Below are 23661 nucleotides of genomic sequence, written 5' to 3' on the forward strand. Positions count from 1 at the left end.
TGATTACTAGCTAGTTCTATCATCGGCCAGAGAGAGCGATCGTCAGGCCACCGCCACCAGGGTCGCCGCGTGCGGGGCGAGCTGTCGGATCGCGCGGGCGTTGCGCGAGCGGACCAGGGCGGCGCTGATCCGCAACGGCTCGGCAGCCTCATGGCTGCGCAGCCCCAAGCCGTAGACCGCGTACAGACAGGCACCTGCCTCACGATCGATCAAGCCGAGCCGGGTGGCGGCACGGACCAACCGCGAGACGTCCAACCGCGGCGGGACGCCGACTTCGTCGAGCGCCACGTCGGCGATCGGACGCCGATCGTCACCGGCGCGCACTCTCAGCCGCGTGTCGAGAGCGAGGTTGGCTGCTATCCGGTTCGGACGGCGCGCCAGCGGATACTGCGCCAGCCGCAGCCAGCACTCCGCCACGTAGTCACCCACGCAATGCCGGGCATCCTGAGCGGCCAGCCGGATCAGCTTGCCGAGCATCGCCTGCATCACCACCCGGCCCGCCAGCTCGTCGCCGGCGGCATGCCGGCGCAGCAACTCACCCAGTGCGGCGTCCGGATCGTCGGCGATACCGTGGAGCAGCTCGCCCAGGGTCGACCCGGCCAGTGACCAGGCCGCGGGCACCGGCATTGCGGCCAGCGACTCCCACTCGGCGTTGAGCGAACGGACGAGCGGATCGACACGATGTCTCATGCCGCTCACCCTGATCGGCAGGTGTTGTCACAGGTGTTGTCCAACGAACCTCACGTGTTGCCAGCCAAAACCGAGAGATATTCAGTAACTGTTCAGTAACGTCCGTCCGACACGGCGTCCGCGATGGTGGCCGAGCGCCCGGAGTCGTACACTTGACGTATCACCTTTGGGGAGTTTGGTTGCCCTCTCAACCATCCATATCGCCCAGGGGGCTGCGTGGACGGTCCAGCAGCCTCCTGGAGCCCTTAACGGGACACCGATCCGGAGCCGCACCGCCGCGGCTCCGGATCGTTTCGTTTCCGGGCGAGGTCAGTCGGTCGCGTAGTCGTCCAGGGCGCGGTCGAGGAAGTCCTTCAGATCACCGGTCTCGCCGTCGCGACCACCGCGTCCCACCACCATCGGCGGCAGGCTGGGGCTGAGCTTCACCCCGGTGAACCGGGCGAACCGGCCGCCGGTGGTCAGCAGCTTGAAGAACCGGCCGTCGGGAGCGATCGCCAGGGTCTGGCCCTTGTTGATGTACCAGCCGACCTGGTCGCTCTTCACCCGGGTGCCGTCCATCAGCAGGGCGCGCAACGGTTCCGCTTTCAGCCCGCGAGCCGCCGCGGTCGCCACGAACTCGTCGATCAGCACCTGCGCGGCAACCGATTCGTTGCGCAGGGCCGCGTCGGCCAGCTCCTGACGCCGCCGGGCGTCCTCCTGACGACTGGAAACCATGCCGGTCACCCTACTCGCGCGGCTACCGCGCGGGGAGGTAGACGTGAACCCGGGCTAGCCGCCGGATCGCGCCGCATGATTGTCTGAGCCATGAGCTTCAGCGTTGAGCCCGAGCAGGCCCAGTCCCCCTTCGTCCTCGCCCTCGATGTCGGCAGCACCGGCACCCGTGGCGGCCTCTTCGACGCGACCGGGCTGCCCGTGAGGGGTTGCCGGCTCAAGATTCCGCACGCGTTCACCACCGGCTCGGACGGCACCACCGTCATCGACGGCGACCAGGTGGCCGACGAGTTGCGGCAGATCGTCGAGTTCGTGGCCGGCGCCAGTCAGCACCCGATCGCCGGCGTGGCCCTGGACACCTTCGCCGCGTCGCTGGTCGGGGTGGACGCCGACCGCAACGCGATCACGCCGTGCTTCACCTACGCCGACTCGCGCTGCTCGGCCGAGGTCGACCAGCTGCGCCAGACCCTGGACGAGGACGCCACCCAGCAGCGCACCGGCACCCGGCAGCACACCGGCTACCTGCCGCCGCGGTTCCTGTGGCTGCGTGAGACCGACCCGGGCACCTTCGGACGCGTCCGGCACTGGATGTCGCTGGGCGAGTACGCCTACATGAAGCTGATCGGCACCACCGCGGCGGGCACCTCGACCGCGGCCTGGACGGGCATGCTGAACCGTCGCGAGGGCACCTGGGACGCCGAGCTGTGCGCCCTGGTCGGGGTGCAGGTTGAGCAGTTCTCGCCGATCGCGCACCCCAGCCAGCCACTGACCCCGAAGCTCGCCCCGCTGCACCCGAACCTGGCCGATGCCGTCTGGTTCCCGCCGGTCGCCGACGGCTTCTCCTCCTCGCTGGGTGCCGGCGGCACCGACTCGAGTTCGATCGTGGCCGCGGCGGCGACGTCCGGGGCGATGCGGGTGCTGGTCGACGGGCTGGTCGACGACCTGCCCCGCGGCCTGTGGTGTTACCGGGTGGACGAGAACCGCTCGCTGCTCGGCGGTGCGCTCAACGACGTCGGACGCGCCGTCAGCTGGCTGCAGGCCACCTTGCGACTGCCCGAGGAGCCCGAGGTGCTGGACGCCGCACTGCGGGCCGATCCGTCGCCGCTCACCCCACTGGTGCTGCCCTGGTTCACCGGCGAGCGGTCCACCGGCTGGGTCGGCCAAGCCCGCGCCGAGTTCCACCGGGTCTCGGCCGGCACCACCCCGGTCGACCTGTACCGGGCGACGATCGAGGGCGTGGCGCTGTCCTATCAGCGGATGCTGGCCCAGCTCACCCAGGCCGCCGGCGGTGCCCAGCGGGTGCTGGCCACCGGCAGTGTGACCGCCGAGGTGCCGGGGCTGCTGCAGGTGCTGGCCGACACCATCGGGGTGGAGGTGCTGCCGATCACCATCAAGCGGTCCACCCTGCACGGCACCGCCATGCAGGCGCTGGAGATCCTGGCCCCCGAGGTGTCGTTCGCGCCGGTCGACCACGGTGACGTGGTCAGCCCGGTGGCCGGGCGCGAAGCCCACTACCGCGAACGGGTCGCCGCTTTCGCCGACCTCTACGACAAGGTCGTCGCCCGCTGAGCGGGGTCAGTGCCATGACCACACCGATCAGCCTGACCTTTCTCGGTGGAGCCGGCACGGTCACCGGAAGCAAGCACCTGCTGACCGTCGGCAGCCGCCGCCTGCTGGTCGACGCCGGCATGTTCCAGGGCGAGAAGAAGTGGCGCGAGCTGAACTGGGCCGAGTTCCCGATTCCGCCGGCCAGCCTGGAGGCCGTCGTTCTCACCCACGCCCACATGGACCACTGCGGCTACCTTCCCGCCCTTGTCGCGCGGGGATTCACCGGCCCGATCTGGTGCACCGAAGCCACCGCCCGGCTCGCCGAGATCGTGTTGATGGACGCCGGTCACCTGCAGGAGCGCGAGGCCCAGTACGCCGCCGAGGGCGGCTACTCGAAGCACGAGACACCGCTGCCGCTGTACACCGTGGCCGACGTCGAGCGGACCCTGCCGCTGCTGCGGGCCGTCCCCTATGACACCGATCTCGACCTCGGCGACGAACTGGTGCTGCGGCTCACCCGGGCCGGCCACATCCTCGGCTCGGCCAGCGTCACGCTGCGGCACGGGGACGTCTCGGTGCTGGTCTCGGGTGACCTGGGCCGGCACGACCATCCACTGCTGGAGTCACGCGAAGAGCCGCCCGGCGCCGGTTATGTGCTGGTCGAGTCGACCTACGGCGACCGGGAGCATCCCGACCCGGAAGGGCAGCCGCACGAGATCCTGGCCGACGTCGTCCGCCGCACGATCGGACGAGGCGGCTCGGTGCTGATCCCCGCCTTCGCGGTCGACCGGACGCCGGTGGTGCTGAAATCGCTCGCCCTGCTGCGCCGTGAGGCCCGCATCCCCGACGTCCCGATCTTCGTGAACTCACCGATGGCGGTCGCCGCACTCGCCGTCTACCGGGACGCCGCCCGTACCGGCGGCCTGCGCCCCGACCTACACCTCGACGAGTTCATGAACCTGCCGAACCTGCGTGAGGTGACCGACGCCGAGGAATCGAAGCGGCTGAACCGGCCGGAACAGCCCTGCATCATCGTGTCGTCCTCAGGCATGGCCACCGGTGGCCGGGTGCTGCACCACCTGGAGCATCTGCTGCCCAACCCGCGCAACGCCGTCGTCTTCACCGGTTATCAGGGTGTCGGCACCCGGGGCCGGACCCTGCTCGAGGGTGCCACCGAGATGAAGTTCCGCGGCCGGTTCGTGCCGGTCAAGGCCGAGATCGTCCAGGACTCGGAGTTCTCGGTGCACGCCGACGGCTCCGACTTGATCGACTGGCTGGCCGGCCTCACTCCGCCGCCGCACACCGTGTTCTGCGTGCATGGCGAGGCCGATTCGGCCGCCGCGCTCGCCGCCCGGATCCATCGTGAGCTCGGGCTGACCGCGGTGGTGCCCCGGTACCGCGAGGTGGTCACCCTGACGCCGCTGACCGGGCTACCGCCCACCTCCCCGGTCGCACCGCCGTCCCTTCCGCCGCCGGTCGAGCCGCTACCCGTTGCGGAGGCGTCGACCGTGCCGGCTCGGGGCGGGTCCGATTCGATGGACCGCCCGGGTGCCCGGCTGCCGGCGACGGCGTCCACCCACCGCGACGACAGCGATCAGGTGCGGATCATCCTGGCCACCGCTCTCGGCCAGGTGCCGTTCCTGCCGGCGGAGAAGCAGACCCCGGTCTCGGTGGCCCTGCAGCGGGCGGTCGCCCTGGTCGGGAGCGATCCGGGCCAGCTACTGGACGCCGTGAACAGCGCCCTCTATGCGGCTGCCGAAGCGGTGGAGACACCGGGCGGTCAGTCGATCGTGGCGTTGCTGGCCCACGTGCCCAAGGTTCTCGCTGGTTGAGCTTGTCGACGCTTGCGGGTTGAGCTTGTCGAAACCCTTTGGGTTCGCCGCCGGGTCAGCGCTGCGGGACGCCGTTCGCCTTGGTCGCCTCCGGCCGATCAGTCTGGTCGAGCCATTCGGTGAAGAAGCCGGTCAGGTCCTCGGGGGTGGCGTCGTCGGCTTCCTGACGGAAGTCCTCCAGGCTGCGTGCCCCCGGCCGCTGCGCCCAGGCTCGCAGGAACGCGAAGAAGGCCTTGTCGCCCATCCTGGTGCGCAGTGCGTGCACCGAGGTGGGGCCGCGGTCATAGACCCGGACGAACATGCCGTCCACGCCCGGGTCGGACAACTCCGGCCCCCAGAAGTCGGACGAGTCGGCGCGTCCGCGATAGTTCTGGTCGAACAGCTTGGACGGATCGGAGCCGCTGGTGGTCAGCCATTCGGCGTAGCTGGCCAGGGCTTCGTTGTTGTAGATGTCGTTCCACTCGGTGAGGGTCACCGTGTCGCCGAGCCACATGTGGGCGAGTTCGTGGTTGAGCAGGGTCTCGTCTCCACTCAGGCGCGGGTCGTAGATCGGGATCATCGCCGTCTCCAGCCCGCCCCACGCCATGTTCATCCCCGGGACGAAGCCGCCCACGCCGCTGAACGGGTAGGGGCCCAGGTACTTCTCCAGCTTCCGCACCGATTCCGGTGTCGTCCGTAGCCAGCGCAGCGCTCTGGTCTGGTCGCCAGCTCCCAGCCGGGTGCTGACCGCGTAGGTGAAGGGCCGTCCGTCGGCGGTGCCCTGCTCGATCCGGTAGTCGCCGATGGCGAGGAAGGTGGCGTAGGTGACGGTCGGGGCGTCGACCCGCCACAGCCAGCGGTCGGCGTCCGGACGGTCGGGGTCGGGTCCGTGCTCGATCAGCCGTCCGGCGGAGATCGCCTCCCGGTCGCGGGGCACGGTGATCGCGAAGTCCATCGTGGCGGCGTCCCGGGGATGGTCGTTGGACGGGTACCACAGCGGCGAGGACAGCGGTTCTCCGGCGATCACCGTTTCGCCACCGGCGCGGTAGTAGGAGCGGTCACTGCGACCGAATCCGCGGTCCGGGTTGCCGTCGTAGGTCACCGTCACGGTGAATCGGGCGCCCGAGCCGATCGCGGGCGATGCCGGCTGCTGCCGCGCCGCGGTGATCGCCAGGTCGCCGTCGCCACCCTGGACGAAGTCGGCGGTCACGCCGTTCACCGTCACGGCGCGGGCGTTGAGCGCCAGATCGAGGTGGAACTCGTCGAGATCCTGCCGGGCCACAGCCGTGACGGTGGTGGTACCACTCAGCTCGTTGTCGAGCGCCAGCGCACTGATCCGGACGTCGTAGTGCTCGACGTCGTAACCCGCACCACCGGCCTCCGGCAGGTAGGGGTCACCGATCCCGGACGCCGCGCGGACCGGTTGGGCCGGCTCCGAGGTCGGGCCGCCGACGATGAGCCGGTCACCGAACACGGCCAACACCAGCACGGTGGCGAGCAGCACAGCCGAGAGGATCAGCCAGAAGCGTTGGGCGAGCGACACGCCGCCAGCCTGCCAGACCAGCCAAGACGGCCAACCGCCGGCGGTCAAACCGAACGAATCACCCGCAGGCAGAGCCGCTCGACGGCGTCGGTGAGCTCGGCGTCCGACAGTTCACCGAGTCGGCGAAGCACCGGACCCAGATCGAGGATCAGCCAGAATGCGGCGCGCTGGTCCACTGTCGGGGCATCACCGAACAGCAGCGCCAATGCGCGCTCGCCCAGCAGGTTCAGCAGCCGAGCGGCTTCGGGCTCGCGCTGCAGTCCGGGATCGCCCAGGTTCAGCGGCCCGAGGCCGCGATAGGCGTTGACCACCACCGCGGCATAGCCGGCGGCCAGCCGACGAGCCCGTTCGGCGGGGTCGGGAAGTCCTGCGACGCTGTCGAGCAGATCGGCCAGCGGCGCGGTCAGCGAGCTGAGCAACTCCGCCAACAGGGCCGATTTGGTCTTGAAGTAGTAGTAGACGTTCGCCTTACGGACGCCCATCGCGTCCGCGATCTCTTGTAGCGACGTGGCGTCGTAGCCACGTTCGGCAAACAGCCGGCGCGCGGTGTCGAGCACCGCTTGGCGGGTCTGCTGCGCCTGCAGCGTGCGCTTGGTGGTCATCGGCGCTATCGTATCTTATTAGCCGATCGGCTAATGAATCGATCGGCTATTGAATGGAGTGGAGATGCGTGATCTCGTTCTCGTCACCGGCGGGACCGGTTATCTCGCCGCCTGGTGCATCGTCACCTTGCTGCGGCGCGGCTACCGCGTGCGCACCACCGTGCGCGATCTGAACAGGGCGGACGCGGTGCGAGCGGCCGTGACCCGGGGTGGGGCGGACGCGACACAGCTGGAGTTCGCAGTCGCCGACCTGCTCGCCGACGACGGTTGGGCAGAGGCGGTCGAGGGCTGCGCGGTCGTGTTGCACGTCGCCTCACCGCTCACCGCGACCAGGGACGCCGAAGAGGTGATCCGGCCCGCGGTCGACGGCACGTTGCGGGTGCTCCGGGCTGCCCGTGACGCCGGGGTGGCCCGGGTCGTCTACACCTCCAGTTGCGGCGCCGTGTACTACGGCCACCCGGAGCGTTCGACACCCTTCGATGAGTCTGACTGGACGGTGGTCGGCGGCGGCCCGATGAGCGCCTACGTCACGTCGAAGGCACTCGCCGAACGGGCCGCCTGGGACTTCGTCGACCGCCAGGGCGGTGGTCTCGAGCTTTCGGTGATCAACCCGTCCGGCATCTTCGGACCCGCCCTCAGCCCGGAGTCCACGTCATCGCTGGGACTGCTGCGTGCCCTGCTGGACGGCATGCCGGGGGCGCCGAAGCTGTGGATGGGGATCGTCGATGTGCGCGATGTGGCCGAACTGCATGCGCTGGTAATGGAGTCACCGGACGCCGCGGGCGAGCGATTCATCGCCTGGGGCGCGGGCCCTGTCTCGATGCCGCAGATCGCCGGTGTGCTGCGGGAGCGGCTCGGTGAGGCCGCCCGGCGCGTTCCGCGGCGCGCATTGCCGGACTGGCTGGTGCGGCTGGCCGGCCGGTTCAACACTGAGATCGGCGACCTGGTCCCGCTGCTCGGTCAGCGACGGACGGCCACCAGCGCGAAGGCGATCGAGCTGCTCGGCTGGGCACCGCGTCCCTGGCAGGAGACGATCGTGGAGTCGGCCCGGTGTCTGATCGCGTTCGACAAGGAGCGCGACCATCGGTAGTCGACGGTCCCCGCTCAGCTCCGGCGCAGCAGGTCGGTGAAGTCGGCGTCCAACTCGAACTCGTCGGCGACCGGTGCACCCGGACGCCGGGTGACCAGCTCGGCGAACTCGCGGGATGCGGCATCGATCCGCCCACCCAGGTGTCCGGACACGTCGCCCCAGTCGCCGGTGGCGGCGAACACCCCGAGCGGAGCGACCACCGCTTTGAGGTAGTGGAACAGCGGCAGCAGCGCGGTGTCGATCACCAGCGAGTGCCGCGCGGTGCCACCGGTCGCGGCCAGCAGCACCGGACGGCCCGCCATCGCACCCTCGTCGAGCAGGTCGAAGAACTGCTTGAACAGGCCCGAGTAGGAGGCGTTGAAGACCGGCGTCACCACGATCACGCCGACCGCCCGGCCTACCGCGGCATAGGCGTCCGACAAGGCCGGCGACGGCACCTGGGAGACCAGTTGATGGGCCAGGTCGGTGGCCAGGGTGCGCAACTCGATGTGCCGCACCGTGACCGGCGTCCCGGACGCCAGCAGGAACCGGGCGCTGGCGTCGGCCAGCCGTTCGCCCAGCAGTTGGCTGGACGACGGCGTCGCGATGCCGGCGCTGATCACCACCAGTTCGCCGGTCATCGGGCCTCCCCCGCCTCGGCGTAGGGGCTGCGTCCGGTGACGTCGTCGAGGCCGACCGGGGCCGCAACGGAGGCCTGCCGCGAGGCCGCGACCAGCGAGGCGTGCGTCGGTGCCTCCGGGACATGCGCCGGACGCCCCTGCGCGAAGCCCTCGCGCAGCGTCGGCAGGATCTCGCCGAGCAGGTCGAGCTGCTCCAGCACGGTCGCCAGGGGCAGGCCGGCGTGATCGACCAGGAACAGCTGCCGCTGATAGTCACCGACCTGATCACGGAACGACAGCGTCCGCTCGATCACCTGCTGCGGCGAACCGACCGTCAGCGGGGTCTGGGCGCTGAACTCCTCCAGGCTGGGCCCGTGGCCGTAGACCGGCGCGTTGTCGAAGTACGGCCGGAACTCGCGCACCGCGTCTTGGCTGTTGCGGCGCATGAAGAACTGCCCGCCCAGCCCGACGATGGCCGTGTCCGCCGGCCCGTGGCCGTGGTGCTCGAAGCGGCGCCGGTACAGGTTGACCATCTGCCGGGTATGGCTCATCGGCCAGAAGATGTTGTTGTGGAAGAAGCCGTCGCCGTAGAAGGCGGCCTGCTCGGCGATCTCGGGGCTGCGGATCGAGCCGTGCCAGACGAACGGCGGGACGCCGTCCAGCGGTTGCGGCGCCAGGGTGAAGCCCTGCAGCGGCGTCCGGAAGCGGCCCTCCCAGTCGACCACCGGCTCGCGCCAGAGCCGGCGCAGCAGGGCGTAGTTCTCCACGGCGAGGCTGATGCCGTCGCGAATGTCCTTGCCGAACCACGGATAGACAGGTCCGGTGTTGCCGCGTCCGAGCATCAGGTCGACCCGGCCGTCGGCGACGTGCTGCAGCACCGAGTAGTCCTCGGCGATCTTCACCGGGTCGTTGGTGGTGATCAGCGTGGTGGCCGTGGACAGGATGATCCGCTCGGTGCGCGCCGCGATGTTGCCCAGCAGCGTGGTCGGGCTGGAGGGGTGGAACGGCGGATTGTGGTGCTCACCGAGGGCGAAGACGTCGAGCCCGATCTCCTCGGCCTTGGTCGCCAGCGCGATCGCCGCCTTGATCCGCTCGTGCTCACTCGGCGTCCGGCCGGTGGTCGGATCGGTGGTGATGTCGCCGACGGTGAAGATCCCGAACTGCATGCCCACTCCCAAATAGTTGTCGTTTCAACTATACGTCCCAACGCGCCACCCCGGCGACCTATTCCGCTGCCGCACCTCCGCGGCACCGATCCGACGTCGCCCGGGGTCTCGACTCCTCGACGCCCCCGGGGTCACACTGAGCCATGGACGAGGTCGCTGAGGCACGCGCGCTGCTGCGCGATGCGGCGCGGGTTGCCGTCCTCACCGGGGCCGGGATCTCCACCGCGTCCGGGATCGGCGACTACCGCGGGCCGCAGGGTCGCTGGACCCTCGACCCGGACGCCGAACGCGTCTCCACGTTGTCCTGGTACCTGAACGACCCGGACGTCCGCGCCAAGGCCTGGCGGTTCCGGGCCGAATCGCCCGTCTACGACGCCCAACCCAACGACGCCCACCGCGCCCTGGTCGGCCTGGAGCAGGGCGCCCGGCTGACCGGCCTGGTCACCCAGAACACCGACGGACTGCATCAACTGGCCGGCTCCAACCCGGAGTTGGTGATCGAGCTGCACGGCAACAGCCGCACCTGGCGCTGCGAACGCTGCCGGGCCACCGGCGAGATGACCGAGATGATCCGCCGGGTACGCGCCGGCGAGACCGACCCGCGCTGCCCCTACGACGGCGGCATCGTGCGGGCCACCACCATCCTGTTCGAGGAGAATCTGGACCCCGCGAACATCGACGCCGCGGTGGCCGCCGTCGAAGAGGCGGACGTGTTGCTGGTGATCGGCACCTCGCTGACCGTCCACCCGGCCGCCGGGCTGGTGCCCTACGCCCACCGACGCGGCACGGCGCTGATCATCGTCAACGCCGAGCCGACCGGCTACGACGCCCTCGCATACAGCGTCCACCGCAATCCGATCGTCGAGGTCGTTCCGGCTTTACTGAACTGAATTAGGGTCACCGATTTTCGGCCCGGGTGCTGGCGCCCGGGCGTCCCAGCCGGTTAGATGCCTGCAACACCGCGGGACGGAGATTGCGCACGCCAAAGTTGCATCCTGGTCACAATCGGCCAACGATCAGGCCACCGAGCTTCGCCTGCGCGTCCTCGCCCGCAATAGTTCTCGCATCATCGCGACGGCGGGTCGCGAGCGACAAGGAGGAAATGTGCGTAGCAAGAATCTGCTCGGCGGCGCCGCGGCCCTGGTGAGCGCATCGCTGCTCTTCGCCGCTTGCGGCAGCCGTACCGAGCCGAGCGCCGGAAGCACCGCAGGAGCCACCAAGACCGCCAAGATCGGCGTCATCGCGCCGCTGACCGGCGACCTGTCGGTGATGGGCATCGGCATCCGGAACTCGGTGGAGCTGGCGCTCAAGCAGGCCAATGATTCCAACGAGATCCCCGGCTGGAAGCTCGAACTCGCCCCCGAGGACGACCAGGCCACCCCCGATGTCGGCGCCAACGCCGCGACCAAGCTGGCCTCGGACAAAGACGTGGTCGCCGTGGTCGGCACGCTGAACTCGGGCGTCTCCCAGTCGGTGCAGCCGATCCTCAATGCGGCGAAGATCGTTCAGGTCTCGCCGGCCAACACCGCGGTCTCGCTGACCAAGGGTGCCGATGAGGCCAACCCGAAGCGTCCCTACGACAGCTACTTCCGGACCTGCGCCACCGACGCCGTCCAGGGCCCGTTCATCGCCCAGTACCTGTCCGACGCGGGCATCAAGAAGCTGGCCGTGGTCAACGACAAGAAGCCGTACGGCCAGGGTCTCGCCACCGCAGTGGCGGCCGAGTTCAAGAAGCTCGGCGGTGACGTCGTGTCCGACGAGACGGTCAACAAGGACGACAAGGACTTCTCCACCGTCATCGACCTGATGAAGGCGAAGAGCCCGCAGGCGGTGTTCTTCGGCACCGAGTTCCAGCTGGCCGCACCGATGAGCCAGCAGATGAAGAACAAGGGCCTGAATGTTCCGCTGGTGGGCGGCGACGGTGTCAAGGACGACAAGTACATCACCCTGGCCGGCGCCAAATCCGAAGGTGACCTGGTCAGCTTCCCCGGTCCCGATGTCGACACCGTGTCAGCCGGCAAGCAGTTCGCCGCCGACTACCAGGCCGCCGGCTTCAAGGACGGCTGGTCCGCTTACGGCCTGACTTCCTACGATGCCGGCAAGGCCGTCGTCGCCGCGCTGAAGCAGTCCCTGCCGAACGCCACGGACGCGTCCTCGGCCCGGCAGGCGACCATCGACGCGATGGCCAAGGTCAGCTTCGACGGGCTCACCGGCAAGGTCGGTTTCGACGAGTTCGGCGACGCCATCACCAAGACCATGACCATGTACGAGGTCAAGAACGGCAAGTGGGTGGCCAACAAGACCGCCAGCGTCAAGTAAGGATCAACCACTGATTCTGTGGGGAGTCGCTCCGGCGGCTCCCCACAGAACCGAACGGGGGCGATGTGACGTTCTTCCTGGACCAACTGCTCAACGGCATATCGCTGGGTGCCCTCTACGCGTTGATCGCGGTGGGCTACACGGTGGTGTACGGCATCGTGCAACTGATCAACTTCGCCCACGGCGAGGTCTTCATGATCGGCGCCTTCGGGGCGCTGTCCACCTGGATCGTGCTGGGCACCGTCACCGGCGGTTCGACGGCCTGGTGGAATCTGCCGCTGATGCTGGTCGGCGGCATGCTGGTCGCCGTGCTGACCGCCGTCCTGATGGAACGGTTCGCTTACCGGCCGCTCCGCAACGCACCTCGGCTGGCACCGCTGATCACCGCGATCGGCATCTCAATCTTCCTGCAGGAGTTCGTCCGGCTCTTCTTCGGCGAGATCCCGGGCTTCCCGGACGCCAAGGCGGCCATCCCGTTCCCGCAGATCGACTTCTTCACCGGCGACCCGGTCAACGTCGGCGGGCTACTCGTCCACCGAGGCAACTTCTTCGTGATCGGCGCGCTGCTGGTCTGCTGGGCGTTCCTGTGGTGGTTCGTCAACCGGACGGCGACCGGACGCGCCATGCAGGCGGTCTCGCAGGATCCGGACACCTCCCGGCTGATGGGCATCGACGTCGACCGGATCATCGTCGTCGCCTTCGCCGTCGGTGCCGCGCTGGCCGCCGTCGCCGGCGTCGCGCACGGACTGCGCTACGGCAACATCGACTTCAGGATGGGCTTCCTGGCCGGCCTCAAGGCGTTCACCGCCGCCGTGCTGGGCGGCATCGGCAACATCAACGGCGCGGTGGTCGGCGGACTGACGCTGGGCGTCGTCGAGGCGATGGCGACCGCATTCATGCCCGGCCAGTTCGGCGGACCTTCCTGGAAGGACGTGTGGGCGTTCGTGCTGCTCATCCTGATCCTGGTCTTCCGGCCACAGGGCCTGGTCGGCGCGAAGGTGGTGGATCGGGCATGAGAATCCCCACGATCTTCACCCCAGAGCTGCAGAACCGGCACCACCGCATCGGCCGCCTGCTGGCGCTGGCCGGCGGGCTGGTCTTCGCCATCTCCGCCTACCTGCCCTGGGCGTACGCCTCGGGGGCCCTGGACGACATGTCGTACCTGGGTGGGCCGTCCACCCTGCAGTTCCTCGGGCTGGCGCTCGGGCTGATCCTGGCGATCTGCGCCGCGATGGGCCTGGTCGAGCCGTGGGCGGGCGCCAAAGGAATCGCACCCGCTCTGCTGAAGGTGAGCAAGCGGGTCGGCTGGACGCGTGCCGCCAAGGTCACCGGCATCGGCATGCTGATCTACATCGCGGTGGTGCTGCTGGCGATCGTGCTCGAACTCGGCGGCCTGGTCACCGTCGAATGGGGCGGCTGGGTCGCCCTCGCCGCGGCCGTCATCGGCCTGATCGGCACCCGGCTGATCACCCCCGGACGCCAGCCCAGCCTGGAACGGCTGCGCACCCCCGGCTGGGTGGGCATTCTCGCCATCGCGTTGGTGCTGCTCGGTGCGCTGCTGCTGTCGGCCTACGCGCTCAACCAGGTCGACGGCGGCAGCTTCGTGGTGATCCTGACCTTCGCCGGCGTGCTGGCCGCCTTCATTCTGCGCAGCGGCATCGGCGGCTGGATCTCGGCAGTCAGCCAACGGCATCGCACCGTGCTGGTGTTCGCCGCCTTCGCGGTGGCGTTCCTGTTCCCGTTCACCCAGAACGGCTCGGACGCCAACATGTCGATCGCCACCCAGGTGCTGATCTTCGCCGCCACCGCGGTCGGGTTGAACATCGTGGTCGGCCTGGCCGGCCTGCTCGACCTGGGCTACATCGCCTTCCTCGGCGCCGGCGCGTTCACCGCGGCGACGATGAGCCAGTCGGCGTTCGCCACCATCGGCTGGAAGCCGCCGTTCATCGTGGTGATGCTGATCGCCGGCCTGATCTCGGCCACCCTGGGCCTGATCATCGGCTCACCCACCCTGCGGGTCTCCGGCGACTACCTGGCCATCGTCACCCTGGCGTTCGGCGAGATCTTCCGGATCAGCATGAGCAACCTGGACGGCCGGGACGGGCCCGACCTGGTGCACGGCTCGTCCGGCATTCCGGCGATCCCCAACCTGAACCTGTTCGGCTTCGACTTCGGAGCCATCCACACCGTGGCCGGCATCCCACTGGGCCGGTTCTCGAACTACTTCTTCCTGATGCTGCTGATCATGGCGGTCATCGTGCTGGTCTTCACCCGGCTCAACCACTCTCGAATCGGACGCGGTTGGGTGGCGATCCGCGAGGACGAGAAGGCGGCCGAGGCGATGGGCGTCAACGTCTTCGGGCTGAAGCTGCTGGCCTTCGCCGGCGGCGCCTTCCTGGCCGGCCTGGCGGGTGCCGTCAAGGCCCACGTCGACCAGTCTGTCACCCCCGATCAGTACATCTTCCTCGAGTCGGCGTTCCTGCTGGCCGCGGTGGTGCTGGGCGGCATGGGCACCGTGATGGGCGTCATCCTGGGCGCGGTGCTGCTGAAGCTGGTGCCCGAGAAGCTGCGCTTCGTCAACGAGTACCGCATGCTGCTGTTCGGCCTGCTGCTGGTGGTCATGATGCGGGTCCGTCCCGAGGGCATGATCCCGAACCAGCGCCGGGTGCTGGAGTTCCACTCCGACGACGAGGAACTGGTCGACGAGATCGAGGAAGACCTGCCCTACGAGTTCGCGGAGGAGAGCTGATGAGCATCGACAGCCCGGTGGCCGGCGCCGCGACGTCCGGTCACGAGGTGGGCAAGCGCGAAATGCTGGTCGCCAGCCACGTGACCATGCGGTTCGGTGGCCTGGTCGCCGTCGACGACGTCAGCCTGACCGTGCACACCGGCGAGATCGTCGGCCTGATCGGACCGAACGGTGCCGGCAAGACCACCTTCTTCAACTGCCTGACCGGCCTATACAAGCCGACCAGCGGCGAGGTGCGGTTCGCCGACAAGTTGCTGCCGCCCAAGCCGCGCCAGGTGGTGGTCGCCGGTATGGCCCGCACCTTCCAGAACATCCGGCTGTTCCCGAACATGACGGCGCTCGAGAACGTGATGGTGGGCCGGTACTGCCGCACCTCGTCGATGGCGGTGACCTCGATCCTGCGCGGTCCGAAGTACCGGCGTGAGGAGGCGGAGACCCGCGAACGGGCGATCGAGCTGCTGGAATATGTGGGCATGAAGGGCCAGGGCGGCCACCTGGCCCGGAACCTGCCCTACGGCGATCAGCGCCGGCTCGAGATCGCCCGCGCACTGGCCACCGACCCGCAACTGCTGCTGCTCGACGAGCCGACCGCCGGAATGAACCCGCAGGAGACCCGGCAGGCCGAGGAGCTGATCTTCAAGATCCGCGATTCCGGCATGGCGATCGTGGTCATCGAGCACGACATGCGGTTCATCTTCAACCTGTGCGACCGGGTGTCCTGCCTGGTGCGCGGTAAGACCCTGGTCGAGGGGACGGCGGCAGAGGTCCAGTCCGACCCGCGGGTGATCGAGGCCTACATCGGGTCTCCCGAGGGCGAGGACGGTGCCGAGAATGCTTGAGGTCAAGGACCTGGTGGTCGCCTACGGCAAGGTGAAGGCGGTCAAAGGGATCAGCTTCACCGTCGAGCAGGGCCAGGTCGTCTCGCTGCTGGGCACCAACGGTGCCGGCAAGACGACCACGCTGCGCACCATCTCGGGGCTGCTGCGTCCGGAGTCGGGCGAGATCTGGTTCGAGGGTGAGCGGATCGACCGCGTCCCGGCCCACAAGGTGGTGATGCGCGGCTTGGCGCACTCCCCCGAGGGACGCCGGATCTTTCCGCGGCTGACCGTCGAGGACAACCTGCTGCTCGGCGCCTTCGCCCGCAAAGACACCGGCGCGATCGCCAGCGACCTGGAGCGGGTCTACGGCCTGTTCGACATCCTGCGGGAGCGGCGCACCCAGCCGGCCGGCACCTTCTCCGGCGGCGAGCAGCAGATGCTGGCGATCGGCCGGGCGATGATGAGCCGTCCGCGACTGCTGATGCTCGACGAGCCGTCGATGGGCCTCTCGCCGCTGATGATGCAGCGGATCATGTCGACCATCCGGGCGTTGCAGTCCGAAGGCGTCACGATCCTGCTGGTCGAGCAGAACGCGGCCGCCGCCCTGAAGCTCTCCGACCGCGCCTACGTCCTCGAGGTCGGTCAGATCACCCTGGACGGCACCGGCGAGCAACTGCTCGGCGACGACCGAGTGCGCCGCGCCTACTTGGGCGAAGACTGACCCTCGGTTGGTGACCGGAGGAACCGTCCCCGGTGACCAAGGGGACAGTTCCCGGGGACGGTTCCTTTGGTCACCCGAGGGTGTGGCCGCCGTTGACGCTGATCCGCTGGGCGGTGACGAAACCGGCGGCGTCCGAGGCCAGGTAGCCGATCAGGCCGGCGATGTCGTCCGGGGTGCCCATCCGGCCCATCGGGACGTCGGCGAGGTAGCCGGACGTGTCGGCGCCGACGTGCCGCTCGACCGGGATCCAGCCGGGAGCGACCAGGTTGACCGTGATTCCGTGCGGTCCGAGCTCGCGGGCCCAGATCTTGACCAGTTCGGCCTCGGCGGCCTTCGCCGCGGCGTAGGCGGACGAGCCGGGCTTGGCCCGGTCGACCATGTCCGAGCCGATCAGGATCAGCCGGCCGAACCGCTGCGACTTCATCGCCGGTAGGACGGCCTGCGCGAGCAACGTCGGACTCTTGACGAAGAACCGGAACTGGTCGAGGTAGGCGTCCCAGGTCAGCTCCTCCAGGAACGCGTTGGGCTGCGGCCCGGTCGCGTTGGCGACCACGGCGAGCACCGGCCCGAGTTCGGCGCTCACCCGGGCGACCAGGCCGGCGACCTCGCTTTCGTCGGTGACGTCGGCCGGGTAGGCGGCGGCGGCTCCCCCGCCGGCGCGGATGTCGTCGACCACCCGCTGGGCGAGCTCCGCCTCCGCGCGGTAGTTGACCGCGACGCTCCAGCCGTCCGCGGCGAGCCGGCGGGCGATGACGGCACCAATACCGCGCGAGGCGCCGGTGACCAGGGCAACACGGGTGGACGACACGACAGCACGCTACCGGTCGGCGCTTTGGTGACGACGGCGTCCGCCCGGAACAATGGACGCCATGGTGCCGTATGCGATCGTCGTGTGGAACTGGCCGGAAACCCCGATCATCATCCTGGTCATCCTGCTGGTCGCGCTGGTCGGGCGCTGGCTGTTGGTGCGGATGATCCGGCGGGCCTCGAATCTGGCCGTCGAGCGGGCCAAGCGCCGCCGCGAAGAGCAGGGCACCCAGAACGAACCGCTGCACCTGGCCCGCTATGCCGCCCGCGCCGCCACCATGGGCTCGTTGCTGCGCAGCCTGACCAATGCGGTGATCGCGGTGCTGACGGTGCTCACCATCCTGGCCACCCTCGGCATCCCGCTGACCCCGCTGCTGGCCTCGGCCGGCGTCGGCGGCGTGGCGCTCGGCTTCGGCGCGCAGAGCCTGGTCAAGGACTACCTCTCCGGCATCTTCATGATCGTCGAGGACCAGTACGGGGTGGGTGACCTGGTCGATCTGGGCGAGGCCACCGGCACCGTGGAGGACGTCGGGCTGCGGGTGACCCGGCTGCGGGACGGCTCGGGACAGGTCTGGTACATCCGCAACGGCGAGATCGTCCGGGTCGGCAACCAGTCCCAGGGCTGGTCGACGGCGACCATCGACATTCCGGTGGACACCAGCGAGAGCTCCACCCGGGTGATCGAGATCCTCGGTCAGGTGGCCGCCGACGTCGGCGCCGATGCCGAGTGGGAGAAGGTGCTGCTCGAGGAGCCCAAGGTGGTCGGCGTCCAGTCGGTGGAGGCGGGCCGGATGACGATCCGGATCGTGGCGAAGACCCAGCCCAACCAGCAGTTCGGGGTGCAGCGCGCGATTCTCGATCGGGGCTCGCAGGCACTGAAGGATGCCGGGGTGAAGGGGCCGCGGGTGCTGCCCTCGCCGCCCACCCTCTAGGGCGTCAGCGCGAGCCGTCCTGCATCAGTTCGGCGAGGCAGGCCATGAACTCCCGGTGCGTTCCGCCGGCGGCGATCAGGCTTGCGGTCGCCTGCTGCGAGGACAGGAAGCCGATCAGGGTGTCGAAGACGTCCCGGAAGATCCGGCGTTCCTCGGGCTCGAAGGCGAACAGCATCACCAGTTGGACCGAGCTGTCGCCCCAGGACACCGGACGCTGGCTGACGAAGACCGCGATTCCGGTGCGCTGCGCACTCAGCTGCAGTCCGTGCGGGATTGCGAACTGGTCCCGGAACGCGGTGGACGACAACCGTTCGCGTTCCAGTACGTCCTCGGTGAACCAGTCGGGGGCGTAGCCGCCGTCGATCAGCACCTGGGCCAGTTCGGTGATCACCTGGTCGCGGTCGGTCCAGGAGGTGTCCGAGAAGTAGTGGTCGGGACGGATCAGGTCCGACAGCACCGACCAGACGTGGTTGCGGCGGCGCAGGTCGGCGGCCGCCAGCACGGCTTCGGTGATCGCGGTCAGGTCGGACGCCGTCGGCACCGGCGACACCCGCACCGTCCGCACCCCCGGAATCGGCGACAGGTGCACGCAGGTCACCACCACGTCGCCGTCGATGGCCTCGGCCCGCACCTCTTCGGCGGTCAGCGGCGGGCCGATGTAGCCGTGGTCGCCCACGGCGCGCTCCACCGCGGCCTGGAAACCGGCCAGCAGCGGCGCGTAGCGGGGGACGACGAACTGCACCGTCACCTGACTGTCGGATTCCCGGGGCAGCTGGAAGTGGTGCGCCAGGTAGAAGGCCAGGAAACCGACCTCGGATTCGCCGACCGCGATCGACAACGAGGCGCTCAGCTTGCGCGCGAACTGCACGGCGAGCTCGTGCAACAGCGGCTGGGTCTCTTTGAACGGACGGCTCAGCGGGTTGTGCACGAAGGCGCCGGTCCGGGCCCGGCGGCGCAGGGCGTTGACGTGCAGGACCAGCTTGTCCACCATCTCCTGGCCGGCCCGCAGCATCTGGAACTCGGCCGCCACCTCGGACAGCGCACGCTCGACCGCCTCGCGCACCTCGGCCGGCACGATGTCGCCCAACTCGGCCGCCAGCGGACGGGTGTTGGCTTCGACCAGGTCGGCCAGGTGCTGCCGTTCGGCGAGATCCAGTTCGACCCCGAGCCGCTCACCGACCTCGTCGGCGAGCGTTTCCACCACCTCGGGCAGCGCGCTGGGTTCGGACGCCGGCAGCTGCCGTCCGGCCCGTGCCCGTGTCACCGCGACCACCAGATTGACGGCGAGGTCGTTCAGCGCGAACTCGTTGGTCTCCAGCCGGTACGCGTCGAGCTCGCTGCGCACCAGTGACCGCAGCAGCTCCAGCGGGTGGCCAGGACGGGCCGCGACGAGCTCGGCGAAGTCGTCGCGCCGCGAACTCGCCACCGCCGACCACAGCGCGTGGCGCAGCAGCAGCCGCTTCTGCGGCTCCGCTCCCTCGATCCACACCCGGTCCCGGTTGCGCACCAGCCGCAGCCCGTGGTCGCGCAGGATCTTGCGGGCCCGGCCCAGCTCCAGCTCCAGGGTGGGCAGGCTGACATGCACCTGCTCGCAAAACGCATGCACGTCGCCGGAGTCACCGGCGAACAGCAGCAGCTCCAGGACGTGCAGGGCACGCTGGCTGGGGCCGCCGCTGTCGCCGGGCACGAGTTCGTCCTCGGTGCGCCGCGCATACGCCTGTCGATCCAGGAGATAGCCACGGTGTGACGACTCGATCACCGTGCCGCCGGCACGCCGGTTGATGGCACGGACGTACTCCCGAACGCTGCGCGCGGACACGCCCAGCAGACGGCCGAGGTCCGATCCGGACAACGGCCGACTGCCCGCTTCGAGCGCCGCTATCAGCTGGTGTTCGCGATCAGGCCGCCTGGCCATGACGCGAACTCTCCATCCTGATCATGCTCAGGCGAGCAGGCGACGGGCCTGCTCCATGGCGGCTTGGCCGTTCATCGTTCCGTACACCCGCATGTCGATGACTTCGGTGGGCTTGCCGTGTTCGGCGGCCACCTTCTCGACGTCCTTGAGCTTGAACCGGATCTGCGGGCCGAGCAGCACGACGTCGTAGTCGGCGATCTTGGCCTCGAGTTCGCCGAACGGCAGCGCCTCGACCGCGTCACCGGCCTCGGCGAACTTCATCATGTTGTTCACCAGCATGCTCGTGGACATTCCTGCCGAGCAGATCAGCAGCACCTTCATGGTTATTCCTCACTTGTGGTTGGTGTCTGTCGCCGTCGACGGACGGCGTGGGGATTCGGGCTAGGCGGCAACGGTTTCGCTCTCCGCCTCGCGGGCGGCGACTTCCTCGGCGTAGAGCTTGTTGTCGTACATCTTCATGAACGGGAAGTACAACACGATGGAGATCGCCAGGTTGATCAGCGCCAACACGGCCGCCGCCCAGTTGCCGCCGGTACCCAGGAAGGCACCCACGCCGACCGGCGAGATCCATGGGATCGCCGCCACCACATAACCGACCATTCCGAGCGAGATCGCGAAGTAGCTCAGCGTGGTGGTGATCAGCGGGATGACGAAGAACGGGATCACCAGGTAAGGGTTGTAGACGATCGGCGCACCGAAGATGATCGGCTCGTTGATGTTGAACAGCGACGGCACCGCACCGGCCCGCGACAACGTCTTCAACTGGCTGGATTTGGCCCAGATCAGCATGCAGATGACCAGGCCCAGGGTGCTGCCGGCACCACCGATGAAGACGAACATGTTCTTGAAGTCGCCGGCGAAGATGTTCTTGGCGCCCTCCATGTTCTCGGTCAGGGCGACCAGCAGGATCGGGTTGACGAACGAGTTCACCACGATCGAGGTGCCGTGCACGCCGACGCTCCACAGCAGGTGGACCAGCAGCATGATCACGATCATGCCGCCCAGGCTGCCGGCGATGTCCTTGACGAAGGCGAAGGGCTTGGACAGCAACTCATGGATGTCGGTGCCGAACGCAGCGAGGACGCCGTTGATGATGATCATCATGAAGGCGATGAAGATCGCCGGAAGCAGCGAGGCGAAGGCCCGCTCGACGCCGGCCGGCACACCCGGGGGCATCTTGATGGTGATCTTGTACTCGACGCAGGCCCGGTAGAGGCGGATGGCCAGGTAGGTCACCACGATGCCGATGAAGATGCCGACGCCGCCGAAGCGGGTCACCCAGCCACCGAGCGCGATGCCGTTCCACACGGTGGAGGTCTCGGCCTGCGCCGACATCAGCACGGCCTTGCCGTCGATGATCCGCACCTGGGGAATAGTCATCAGGAAGGCGTAGAGCGCCAGGATGGCACCGGTGAACCGGTCCATCTTCGGCACGACCTCCTGGTAGGCCAGGGTCAGGTAGTACCCGAAGGCCAGCACGTAGAACACCGCGATGGAGCCCAGCGCCATGGTGTTGCCCACCGAGTACAGCGCCGAGTAGTTCAGAACGGTCGCCTTCAGGAAGTCGGCCAGCGGCGGAATGATCAACGGCAGGTTGTTGATCAGCAGGAAGATCGAGCTCACGATCGTGAACGGCACCGTCGCCAGGCCGGCGTTCATGAGCGCCCGGATGATCCGGGTGTTGGCCAGCGTGCTCAGCGGGCCCATCAGGTGTTTTTCGAGGATCTCGAACAGCTTGTTCATGCCACGCCTTCCTTGCTCTCGGAGGCGTCGTCGACGGCGTTGTCGGCGATGACGCCCTGGTACCAGTGGAAGCTCTTCTTGGGGTAGCGAGCGAGCTGCTTCTCGTGGGCTTCGTCACGGTCGACGAAGATGAACCCGTACCGCTTGCGCATTCCCTCGTGCACGCTGACCAGGTCGATCGCCGACCAGGGGCTGTACCCGACCAGTTGGACGCCGGACTCGATCGCCCGGGCGCACATGGTCAGGTGCTTGCGGTAGTAGTCGATCCGGTAGTCGTCCTCGATGGTGCCCTCGGGGGTCAGTTCGTCGTAGGCGCCGAGGCCGTTCTCGGTGATCACGATCGGCATCCGGTAGCGGTCCTCGATGGCCAGCAGGGTGGTCAGCATGCCGTCGGGGTCGATCGTCCAGGCGAACTGGGTCTTCTCCAGGTTGGGGTTGGTGAACCCCTTGTAGAAGCCGGCGTCCATGATGTCCTCGGACTGCTGGTCGCTGATCCCGTCGGCCATGTTGCTGGCGTCCTCGGGGTACTCGACGGTAACCGAGGTGTAGTAGTTCATCGCGATGAAGTCCGGGAAGTGCGCGGCCATCAGCTCGCGGTCGGCCTCGGTGACCTCGATCGAGACGCCCTTCTTGGCCAGGTAGTCGAGCAGCAGCGGGTTGTAGACGCCCTTGCAGGAGAAGTCCAGGTAGGCCCACTGCCGGATCGCGTTGAAGTACAGCGAAGCCCGGTAGTCCTTGGGCTTGGCGCTGGCCGGGTAGACGATCGAGATGTTCGGGACGGGGCCGATCTGGCCGCCGGGAACCAGCTCGTGACAAGCCTTGATGGCCAGCTTCTCGGCGATCATCAGGTGATGGAACTGCTGGTATTTGCGTTCCAGCGGAATGGCCCGGCCGAGGATCTTCTTGTCGACCAGCAGCATGATGTTGGGCTCGTTGATGGTCAGCCAGCGGCTGACCCGGTCGCCGTAGCGTTCGAACACGATCCGGGCGTAGTTCTCGAACGCATCGACGGTTTCGCGCGAGTCCCAGCCGCCCCGGTCCTCCAGGGCCTGCGGCAGGTCGAAGTGGTAGAGCGTGATCATCGGTTCGACGCCGTGCTCGAGGCAGGCGTTGATCACGTCGTCGTAGTGGGCCAGGCCGGCCTCGTTCACCGCACCGGTGCCCTCGGGCAGGATGCGCGTCCAGGCGATGGAGAACCGGAAGACCTTGGCACCCATCTCGGCGAGCAGCGCGATGTCCTCGCGGTAGCGGTGGTAGTGGTCGACGGCGACGGCGAAGTCGCAGATGTCGTGGTTGTCACGCGGCCGGGTGTCCTGCACCGAGAGGCCCTTGCCGTCGGCGTCCCAGGCGCCTTCCGTCTGGTGCGCCGAGCACGACGCACCCCACAGGAAGCCGTCCGGGAATCGGCGGATCATTCGGTCGCTCCCACCGCGGGCCGGACGGCCGCGTACAGGTGCACGAACTCCTCGGCGAGGTCGCGGATCAGGATCGCCCCGGTGAGGTGATCCTGGGCATGGATCAGGATCACGTTCACCGGCACCGCCTGGCCCCGCGCCTCGGCGGTGATCAGGTCGGTCTGCAGCGTGTGCGCCTCGTGCAGCACCTCATCGGCACGAGCGAGCGCCTCCTTGGCGGCGGTCTGATCTCCCTCGCGGGCAGCACGGATCGCCAGCATCGACTCGGATTTCGCTGCCCCCGCGGTGCTGATGATCTGGAATGCGGCCTCGTAATCGGCCGGGTCGAGCATCTCGTTCTCCTGTCCCTCCCCGGCACCGATGCCGGGGACCCAAGCGAACGTAGCCGAGCCGAACCATGCCGCTCCAACACACTTGCTTCCGCCACGGCGGCAGGAAATCTGCTTCCGCCACCGCGGCAGAATTCGTCCGGGTGTTACCTG

Annotated in this window: 22 protein-coding genes; 10 read left to right on the forward strand and 12 right to left on the reverse strand. The window is 68.5% G+C overall.

What is annotated here, in order from left to right:
• Nucleotides 1-42 precede the first annotated feature (42 nt).
• A complete protein-coding gene (locus QM624_RS01200) occupies nt 43-690 on the reverse strand; it encodes a hypothetical protein (RefSeq protein WP_415088258.1) in 648 nt (215 codons plus the stop codon).
• A 309-nt stretch (nt 691-999) separates the two neighbouring features.
• On the reverse strand, nt 1000-1404 hold the full coding sequence (locus QM624_RS01205) for a hypothetical protein (RefSeq protein WP_415088259.1): 405 nt from the start codon (nt 1402-1404) through the stop codon (nt 1000-1002).
• 90 nt (nt 1405-1494) lie between these two features.
• On the opposite strand from QM624_RS01205, the gene QM624_RS01210 reads away from it, so the two are divergent.
• Both QM624_RS01210 and QM624_RS01215 read left to right on the forward strand, forming a co-directional pair.
• A complete protein-coding gene (locus QM624_RS01210) occupies nt 1495-2970 on the forward strand; it encodes an FGGY family carbohydrate kinase (RefSeq protein ID WP_415088260.1) in 1476 nt (491 codons plus the stop codon).
• A 14-nt stretch (nt 2971-2984) separates the two neighbouring features.
• Entirely contained in the window at nt 2985-4781 is a 1797-nt protein-coding gene (locus tag QM624_RS01215; protein ID WP_415088261.1) for an MBL fold metallo-hydrolase RNA specificity domain-containing protein, read from the forward strand.
• Nucleotides 4782-4836: 55 nt separating this feature from the next.
• Here QM624_RS01215 and QM624_RS01220 read toward each other — a convergent pair whose 3' ends face one another.
• Both QM624_RS01220 and QM624_RS01225 read right to left on the reverse strand, forming a co-directional pair.
• Entirely contained in the window at nt 4837-6303 is a 1467-nt protein-coding gene (locus QM624_RS01220; protein ID WP_415088262.1) for a M1 family metallopeptidase, read from the reverse strand.
• Nucleotides 6304-6347: 44 nt separating this feature from the next.
• Nucleotides 6348-6905, reverse strand: a complete 558-nt coding sequence (locus QM624_RS01225) for a TetR/AcrR family transcriptional regulator (RefSeq protein ID WP_415088263.1) — start codon at nt 6903-6905, stop codon at nt 6348-6350.
• 64 nt (nt 6906-6969) lie between these two features.
• Between QM624_RS01225 and QM624_RS01230 the strand changes: the two genes are divergently transcribed.
• Nucleotides 6970-7995: an SDR family oxidoreductase gene (locus QM624_RS01230; protein ID WP_415088264.1), complete on the forward strand. Its 1026-nt coding sequence runs from the start codon at nt 6970-6972 to the stop codon at nt 7993-7995.
• A gap of 14 nt (nt 7996-8009) precedes the next feature.
• On the opposite strand, the gene QM624_RS01235 is transcribed toward QM624_RS01230, so the two are convergent.
• Both QM624_RS01235 and QM624_RS01240 read right to left on the reverse strand, forming a co-directional pair.
• Complete coding sequence (locus QM624_RS01235; protein ID WP_415088265.1) at nt 8010-8615, reverse strand: CE1759 family FMN reductase; 606 nt, start codon at nt 8613-8615, stop codon at nt 8010-8012.
• The gene (locus QM624_RS01240; protein ID WP_415088266.1) at nt 8612-9760 is read right to left on the reverse strand and encodes an LLM class flavin-dependent oxidoreductase; all 1149 of its coding nucleotides are present in this window, start codon (nt 9758-9760) and stop codon (nt 8612-8614) included. The genes QM624_RS01235 and QM624_RS01240 overlap by 4 nt, the downstream gene beginning before the upstream one ends.
• A 143-nt stretch (nt 9761-9903) precedes the next feature.
• On the opposite strand from QM624_RS01240, the gene QM624_RS01245 reads away from it, so the two are divergent.
• The 6 genes from QM624_RS01245 (at nt 9904) to QM624_RS01270 (ending at nt 16367) form a co-directional block, all read left to right on the forward strand.
• Nucleotides 9904-10650: an SIR2 family NAD-dependent protein deacylase gene (locus QM624_RS01245; RefSeq protein WP_415088267.1), complete on the forward strand. Its 747-nt coding sequence runs from the start codon at nt 9904-9906 to the stop codon at nt 10648-10650.
• 214 nt (nt 10651-10864) lie between these two features.
• Nucleotides 10865-12079, forward strand: coding sequence for a branched-chain amino acid ABC transporter substrate-binding protein (locus QM624_RS01250; protein WP_415088268.1), 1215 nt, complete (start codon nt 10865-10867; stop codon nt 12077-12079).
• Nucleotides 12080-12144: 65 nt separating this feature from the next.
• Nucleotides 12145-13095: a branched-chain amino acid ABC transporter permease gene (locus QM624_RS01255; protein WP_415088269.1), complete on the forward strand. Its 951-nt coding sequence runs from the start codon at nt 12145-12147 to the stop codon at nt 13093-13095.
• Nucleotides 13092-14828: a branched-chain amino acid ABC transporter permease gene (locus QM624_RS01260; protein WP_415088270.1), complete on the forward strand. Its 1737-nt coding sequence runs from the start codon at nt 13092-13094 to the stop codon at nt 14826-14828. The genes QM624_RS01255 and QM624_RS01260 overlap by 4 nt, the downstream gene beginning before the upstream one ends.
• A 62-nt stretch (nt 14829-14890) precedes the next feature.
• Nucleotides 14891-15667, forward strand: a complete 777-nt coding sequence (locus QM624_RS01265; protein ID WP_415088317.1) for an ABC transporter ATP-binding protein — start codon at nt 14891-14893, stop codon at nt 15665-15667.
• Entirely contained in the window at nt 15651-16367 is a 717-nt protein-coding gene (locus tag QM624_RS01270; RefSeq protein WP_415088272.1) for an ABC transporter ATP-binding protein, read from the forward strand. The genes QM624_RS01265 and QM624_RS01270 overlap by 17 nt, the downstream gene beginning before the upstream one ends.
• Nucleotides 16368-16437: 70 nt before the next feature.
• Here the strand turns inward: QM624_RS01270 and QM624_RS01275 are convergent, their stop codons facing one another.
• On the reverse strand, nt 16438-17175 hold the full coding sequence (locus tag QM624_RS01275) for an SDR family NAD(P)-dependent oxidoreductase (protein WP_415088273.1): 738 nt from the start codon (nt 17173-17175) through the stop codon (nt 16438-16440).
• Between the two features lie 61 nt (nt 17176-17236).
• Between QM624_RS01275 and QM624_RS01280 the strand changes: the two genes are divergently transcribed.
• Nucleotides 17237-18106, forward strand: coding sequence for a mechanosensitive ion channel family protein (locus QM624_RS01280; protein WP_415088274.1), 870 nt, complete (start codon nt 17237-17239; stop codon nt 18104-18106).
• Nucleotides 18107-18110: 4 nt separating this feature from the next.
• Here the strand turns inward: QM624_RS01280 and QM624_RS01285 are convergent, their stop codons facing one another.
• Genes QM624_RS01285 through QM624_RS01305 form a run of 5 tightly spaced genes read right to left on the reverse strand, consistent with a single transcriptional unit; the run spans nt 18111 to nt 23511 of the window.
• Nucleotides 18111-20021, reverse strand: a complete 1911-nt coding sequence (locus tag QM624_RS01285) for a BglG family transcription antiterminator (RefSeq protein ID WP_415088275.1) — start codon at nt 20019-20021, stop codon at nt 18111-18113.
• A 27-nt stretch (nt 20022-20048) separates the two neighbouring features.
• A complete protein-coding gene (locus tag QM624_RS01290; protein ID WP_415088276.1) occupies nt 20049-20342 on the reverse strand; it encodes a PTS sugar transporter subunit IIB in 294 nt (97 codons plus the stop codon).
• Nucleotides 20343-20402: 60 nt separating this feature from the next.
• A complete protein-coding gene (locus QM624_RS01295) occupies nt 20403-21764 on the reverse strand; it encodes a PTS transporter subunit EIIC (RefSeq protein ID WP_415088277.1) in 1362 nt (453 codons plus the stop codon).
• The gene (locus QM624_RS01300; RefSeq protein ID WP_415088279.1) at nt 21761-23179 is read right to left on the reverse strand and encodes a glycoside hydrolase family 1 protein; all 1419 of its coding nucleotides are present in this window, start codon (nt 23177-23179) and stop codon (nt 21761-21763) included. Before QM624_RS01300 ends, QM624_RS01295 begins: the two co-directional genes overlap by 4 nt.
• Entirely contained in the window at nt 23176-23511 is a 336-nt protein-coding gene (locus QM624_RS01305) for a PTS lactose/cellobiose transporter subunit IIA (RefSeq protein WP_415088280.1), read from the reverse strand. The genes QM624_RS01300 and QM624_RS01305 overlap by 4 nt, the downstream gene beginning before the upstream one ends.
• Between the last annotated feature and the right edge of the window lie 150 nt (nt 23512-23661).

It is taken from the genome of Micropruina sp. (assembly GCF_047606365.1).
Taxonomy (GTDB): Bacteria; Actinomycetota; Actinomycetes; order Propionibacteriales; family Propionibacteriaceae; genus Micropruina.